Origin of the sequence: Salmonella sp. 32020114201800008SM, from assembly GCF_017572025.1 — a bacterium.
GTDB classification, from domain to species: domain Bacteria; phylum Pseudomonadota; class Gammaproteobacteria; order Enterobacterales; family Enterobacteriaceae; genus Salmonella; species Salmonella enterica.
The window spans coordinates 89,116-95,764 of the sequence record NZ_JAGEQM010000010.1 but is presented as its reverse complement, the minus strand read 5'-3'; the positions used below and the strand labels follow the sequence as shown (position 1 = coordinate 95,764).

The following is a 6,649-nucleotide window of genomic DNA, read 5'->3' as shown; positions in this document are numbered from 1 at the left end:
GTAAAAGAGTCCGTGGCAATTTATAACCATGAACGGCCACACCTGGCCCTGAAATACAAAACGCCCGATGATGTTCATCAGGCGTTTTACAGACAAAAAACTGTCAACCTATATCAGGACTAGTCATATCTCTCTATGGAAAAAGTTATCGGTTAATGGCGCCGACGCGTTTTATATTTGGTTTATACCCTTCATACTTCAAGTCGCTTATGTGTTGGCTACGGATTACTCGGCCCATTCATGGGCCTCGCCCTGACGGGCCGTCGCACGCGACGTTCAAATCTGATCCCGGCAGATTTGTCGCTCACCCCAGTCACATAGTTATCTATGCTCCTGGGGACTCACTCCCTTGCCGCTTTTAAGCAACTCGAATTATTTTGGGTTTACAACATCTTCGTAGAGTGGATAAAAACCGTTTTAGTCAACGTGATTTCCCGCCATATATCCGCCTGAACCATCGAATGTGAACCGTGCTGAAGTAGATGTACAAACGGCTTTTACTTACGCCTCTAATAAGCAATAGAGATATTCGCTGATATTACGTGTATGCTCCGGTTTTTATCCAGACTGTCTGTAATAATTACGCCTAATGACCACGCTCTAAGTCTTACTGTATAAAGCCTGTTTTTAATGCGGCTTACGATGCTATCAAGCTACAATTTTGTCTGCATCGGACAAGGAATAGAATAAATACTATCGGGATAGGCGAGTAAGAAAAGAGAGCGTTTTATCGTGTTAACTTTCGGGGGACAGGCTGAACAGATTACGTCGCTGAGTATCCTTACGACCTTTATATTATTACTGAAAGCGCGGCATTGCCGCGCCTGCATGTATCATTTAGAAAGCGCAATGATACCCATCGTCAACCCTGCTACCGCCGCAGCGCCGCCAGCAATAGCGCCTGCTGTCTCCCAGTTATCCTGCGTAGTACCTTTCATACATGTATTGGTATGAACCAGCCGCCCTTGATCGTCATAAACCGGTACGCAGGGAGAATCATGTGCACAACCTGCCAATAAGGTGGTAAGCAATGCAACTGGAATTAGTCTTTTCATGGTGTTACCTCATTAATCAGCGTTTCGCGAAGTACAGCAACGTAAATGCTGGCTCTAACCGCTGCGAAAACGAGAGTTATTTTACCACCACAGAAAAAATGGCCGACATGAGGAATCATCTCAATTCATGTGAATTGTAAAAACTATGGAGAATGCAGAGGTAAGCGGAGAGGGGGAATAGCGGAGATAAAGACGTACCGTTTAAAAAGGCGTCCGAAGACGCCTCTGTTTACCGGTTAATCATGATGGCGATTAAATCGGCGTTTTACAACAACGAAGAATACTGGCACGAAGAAGATAGCTAATAAGGTTGCGGTTAACATTCCCCCCATAACCCCTGTGCCTACTGCGTTCTGTGCACCACTACCTGCGCCACGACTGATAACTAACGGCATTACCCCGAGAATAAAGGCCAGCGAGGTCATTAGAATAGGACGTAAACGCATACGGGATGCTTCCAGCGTCGCTTCAATCAATCCACGTCCTTCTTTTTCCATGAGATCTTTGGCGAACTCAACAATCAGGATGGCGTTTTTAGCAGAAAGGCCAATAGTGGTTAACAAGCCAACCTGGAAGTAAACGTCATTATTCAGGCCGCGCAATGACGCTGCAAGCAGAGCGCCAACCACGCCGAGCGGTACGACCAGCATTACCGAGAACGGAATTGACCAGCTTTCATACAGAGCGGCAAGGCAGAGGAAAACGACAATGAGTGAGATTGCGTACAGCGCCGGCGCCTGGTTACCTGACAACCGTTCCTGATACGACATACCTGTCCAGTCATAGCCAATACCGTTTGGCAGCTGTGAAGCCAGGTTTTCCATTAACGACATTGCTTCACCGGTACTTCGTCCGGGTGCTGCTTCGCCGAGCAGTTCCATTGACGGCATCCCGTTATAGCGTTCCAGGCGTGGCGAACCATAAATCCACCGTGCTGAGCTAAAGGTAGAGAAGGGCACCATCTCGCCATTGGCGCTGCGTACATAAAGATTGTTGATATCTCCCGGCAGCATACGGAACTGAGCGTCAGCCTGAACGTATACTTTTTTCACTCGTCCGCGATCGATAAAGTCGTTAACGTAATAGCCGCCCAACGCCGCGGAGATGGTTTCGTTGATATCAGACAGCGAAACACCGAGCGCCTGCGCTTTTTCTTGATCGACATCCAGCTTGAACTGTGGCGTGTCTTCCAGCCCGTTCGGGCGTACGCGCACTAATAGATCAGGATGCTTCGCGACCATACCCAGGAGTTGATTACGCGCTTTCGTTAACGCATCGTGACCGAGCCCTCCCTGATCAATCAGTTCAAAGTCGAAACCTGTCGCGGTACCTAACTCGACAATTGCCGGCATGTTGAAGGGGAACACCAACCCGTCGCGAATCTGGCTGAAGGCGCGTGTCGCTCTGGCGATAACGGCTTCGACGCTATTTTCTTCACCGTTACGCTCTTCCCAGGGTTTAAGGCTGACAAATGCCATCCCTGAGTTTTGTCCCTGACCGCTAAAGCTAAAGCCGTTTACGGTAAACACGCTTTCGACGTTCGCTTTTTCATTATTCAGGTAGTAATGAGTGACTTGATCCAGCACTTTCTGCGTACGTTCTTGCGTAGCGCCAGAGGGGAGCTGAATCATGGTCAGGAATACCCCCTGATCTTCTTCCGGCAGGAAGGAGGTCGGGAGGCGTAAAAACAGAACCGCCATTCCGACTACAATAAGTAGATAGATAATGAGATAGCGACCCGTATTACGCACGATGCCGCTTACGCTGTTAGTATAGTGGTTAACGCTGTGGTCAAACTTGGTATTGAACCAGCCAAAGAAGCCGCTTTTTTTCTCGTGATGTTCAGCAGATACGGGTTTAAGCAGCGTAGCGCACAGTGCTGGCGTCAGAATCAACGCAACCAGAACGGATAGCGCCATTGCTGAAACAATAGTAATAGAGAACTGGCGATAAATTGCCCCGGTCGAGCCGCCAAAAAAGGCCATCGGGATAAATACCGCAGACAGTACCATCGCGATACCAACCAGCGCTCCCTGAATCTGCGACATGGATTTTTCCGTCGCCTCTCGGGGAGAAAGGTTATCCTCCATCATTACACGTTCAACGTTTTCTACGACCACTATCGCATCGTCAACCAACAGCCCTATCGCCAGTACCATACCAAACATCGTCAGGGTATTGATGGAGTAGCCAAAGGCGGCGAGTACCGCAAAAGTGCCTAGCAACACGACAGGAACAGCGATGGTAGGAATCAGGGTTGCCCGGATATTCTGTAAGAACAGATACATTACCAGGAACACCAGAATAATCGCTTCAAACAGCGTTTTTACCACTTCGTGGATAGATATTTTTACGAAGGGCGTTGTGTCATAAGGATAAACCACCTTCATTCCCTGAGGGAAGAAAGGCTGCAGCTCCGCCAGTTTCGCTTTGATTGCGGTTGCGGTATCCAGCGCGTTAGCGCCGGTCGCCAGTTTAATACCGAGACCGGAGGCCGGTTTACCGTTAATGCGCGCTACAACGTTATAGTTTTCACCGCCAAGCTCAATACGCGCGACATCTTTGAGATGGACGACAGAACCGTCGGTATTGACACGCAACGTAACTTTGCCGAACTCTTCCGGATCTTTCAGACGCGTTTGGGCGATGATTGAGGCGTTAAGTTGCTGGCCCGGTAATGCTGGCGTACCGCCCAGTTGGCCTGCCGCAATCTGGTCGTTCTGTACTTTTAACTGGTTGATGACGTCAACTGGCGTGAGTTGGTATTTATTTAGCAGATTCGCATCCAGCCAGATACGCATGGCGTACTGTGCGCCAAAGAGCTGAACGTCGCCCACACCATTCAGACGGCTGATAGAATCCTTGATGTTAGAGGCGACATAGTCAGAGATGTCGTCCTGGGTAGTGTTCGGATTATCCGAGACGAATCCGGCGACCATCAAAAAGCTGCTGCTGGACTTTTCAACGCTAATCCCCTGCTGCTGGACTTCTTGCGGCAGTAAAGGCGTGGCGAGCTGCAATTTATTTTGCACCTGAACCTGCGCGATATCCGGATCGGTTCCGGACTGGAAGGTCAGGGTGATGGTCACGCTACCAGCAGAGTCGCTGGTAGAGGACATATACATCAGGTTATCGATACCGTTCATATTTTGTTCGATAACCTGAGTAACCGTATCCTGTACCGTCTGCGCATCCGCGCCAGGATAGGTTGCAGAAATAGAAACCGCTGGCGGCGCAATGGTTGGATACTGCGCAACGGGAAGTTGCATTATTGCCAGTGCGCCAGCCATCATCAGGATAATGGCCAGAACCCAGGCGAAAATAGGACGTCTAATAAAAAAGTTTGCCATGTACGGTTACCTTATTGCGCCGTTTTCGCTGCAGGAGCATCGGTAGTGGCTTTCACCTGGACGCCCGGTCGCGCTTTTTGTAAGCCGCTGACGATGACCTTATCGCCTGGTTTTAACCCTTCGCTGATGAGCCATTTATCGCCAATAGCCTGCGCCGCCACGACATTGCGGGCTTCGACCTGGCTTTTATCGTTAACCACCATCACCATTGCGTCGCCGCGCGGCGTGCGGGTTACGCCCTGCTGGGGGACAAGGATGGCATTGGGCTGGACGCCTTCATCAATGCGGGCGCGAACAAACATACCGGGAAGCAGACTGTGTTGCGGGTTAGGGAACACCGCCCTGAGCGTGATAGAGCCGGTGCTTTCATCTACGGTAACGTCGGAAAATTGCAGCGTGCCTTTAATCGGGTAGACCTGACCATTTTCCATTACCAGTTGAACCGTGCTACTGGCGCTGTCTTTATGCAGGTTACCTTGTTCGACGGATTGCTTGAGTCGCATAAAGTCGTTGCTTGATTGCGTCACGTCGACATAAATCGGATCGAGTTGTTGCACGGTAGCCAGTTCAGTTGACTGACCATTAGTCACCAGCGCGCCTTCAGTCACATTAGATTTTCCTATACGCCCGCTGATGGGTGAGGTGACTTTGGTATACGCAAGGTTAATACGCGCGCTTTCAACAGCGGCTTTTGCCGCCACAACGGCGGCATCGGCCTGGCGGGCGTCGGCAATCGCCTGATCATATTCCTGTTGGCTGATATATTTTGTGCCGACCAGTGGAACATAGCGTTTGACCGTCAGGTGCGCGATAGCCGCAGCCGCTTCGCTTTTAGCAAGTTCGCCTTTAGCGCTGTCATAATCGGCCTGATAAGTGGCAGGATCGATCTGATAAAGCGACTGCCCGGCCTCTACATCGCTACCTTCGGTGAAGTTTCTTTTAAGCACGATCCCGCTCACCTGGGGGCGAACCTCCGCAATGCGAAATGCGGACGTACGTCCGGGAAGTTCGGTCGTTACGGCTAGCGGCGCTGTTTCGACCACATGGACGGTGACTTGCGGCTCGCCGGCATGAGCCTGGGTATCTCCCTGGTCATTACAACCGGCCAGCAGCGCAGCAGAGAATATGATGAATGAGGGCAGGAGTGAAAACCTGGCATGTTTCGTCATTACTGTTCCTTAAAAAACCGAAAGCTCGTTATTCACCGGATAACGGTAAGGCGTTAACGCGCGAAAAATAGAATAGCAGCGGGGTATCCTACAAATTATTAGCTTGTGATGTAAGCAATACTTATTTTGGGATGGGGTTCACGGCACATAAAAGCAAAAAAAAGAACTATTCCCTGTCGTTTCATAATGTCCCGATTAGTAAAATCATGATGTTGAATAACATAAATAGAAATATATATCTTATATGAATATGTTTTATTAATTTATTTGTTTTTATTATTGATTTGGCGATATTGTGCGAAATAAAAATAGCTGTCTCTCGTCTGACTAAAAAGGACATGATAAAGTTGTTTTTTGTGCTGAGTATTTTATCAGCGTATTTATCGTTTTTATGGTCCAGGATATCTTAATTATGGCGAAGAAAACGAAGGCGGATGCGCTTAAAACGCGGCAACATTTGATTGAAACCGCTATTGCGCAGTTCGCTTTGCGCGGCGTTGCCAACACGACGTTGAATGATATCGCTGATGCCGCTGATGTCACGCGGGGCGCCATCTACTGGCACTTTGAGAATAAAACGCAGTTGTTTAATGAGGTTTGGTTACAGCAACCACCTTTACGCGAACTTATTCAGGATAGGCTTACGGGATGCTGGAATGATAATCCTTTACAGGATCTACGAGAGAAATTTATTGCAGCCTTACAATATATTGCGGCAGTGCCTCGTCAGCAGGCATTAATGCAGATTTTATATCATAAATGTGAATTCCATAATGGTATGATATCGGAACAGGCCATTCGGGAGAAGATGGGTTTCCATCATCAGTCGCTGCTTGAAGTATTACAGCGATGTATGGATAAAAAACTGATCTCAGGCAGTCTTGATCTGGATGTCATATTAATTATTCTGCATGGTAGTTTTAGCGGAATAGTAAAAAACTGGTTAATGAATCCCACAAGTTATGATCTTTATAAGCAGGCGCCTGCATTAGTCGATAATGTATTAAAAATGCTAAGCCCGGATGGCAGTGTGAGGCAATTAATGCCAAATGAACAACAGGCGGAAGAAGCCTGA

At 48.6% G+C, this 6,649-nt stretch carries 4 protein-coding genes; 1 reads left to right on the top strand and 3 read right to left on the bottom strand.

Features of this window, described 5'->3' with window-relative positions; translation table 11 throughout:
* Positions 1–833: 833 nt before the first annotated feature.
* The 3 genes from J4613_RS20965 to J4613_RS20955 form a co-directional block, all read right to left on the bottom strand.
* A complete protein-coding gene (locus tag J4613_RS20965) occupies positions 834–1,055 on the bottom strand; it encodes a membrane protein (protein WP_000825645.1) in 222 nt (73 codons plus the stop codon).
* 236 nt (positions 1,056–1,291) lie between these two features.
* A complete protein-coding gene (locus J4613_RS20960) occupies positions 1,292–4,405 on the bottom strand; it encodes an efflux RND transporter permease subunit (protein WP_001524677.1) in 3,114 nt (1,037 codons plus the stop codon).
* Positions 4,406–4,416: 11 nt separating this feature from the next.
* Positions 4,417–5,574 carry an efflux RND transporter periplasmic adaptor subunit gene (locus J4613_RS20955; protein ID WP_000160383.1) on the bottom strand — a complete coding sequence of 386 codons (1,158 nt, stop codon included), beginning with the start codon at positions 5,572–5,574 and terminating at the stop codon, positions 4,417–4,419.
* A 412-nt stretch (positions 5,575–5,986) separates the two neighbouring features.
* Here J4613_RS20955 and envR point away from each other — a divergent pair, with 412 nt between their 5' ends.
* Entirely contained in the window at positions 5,987–6,649 is a 663-nt protein-coding gene (envR, locus tag J4613_RS20950) for an acrEF/envCD operon transcriptional regulator (protein WP_001085725.1), read from the top strand.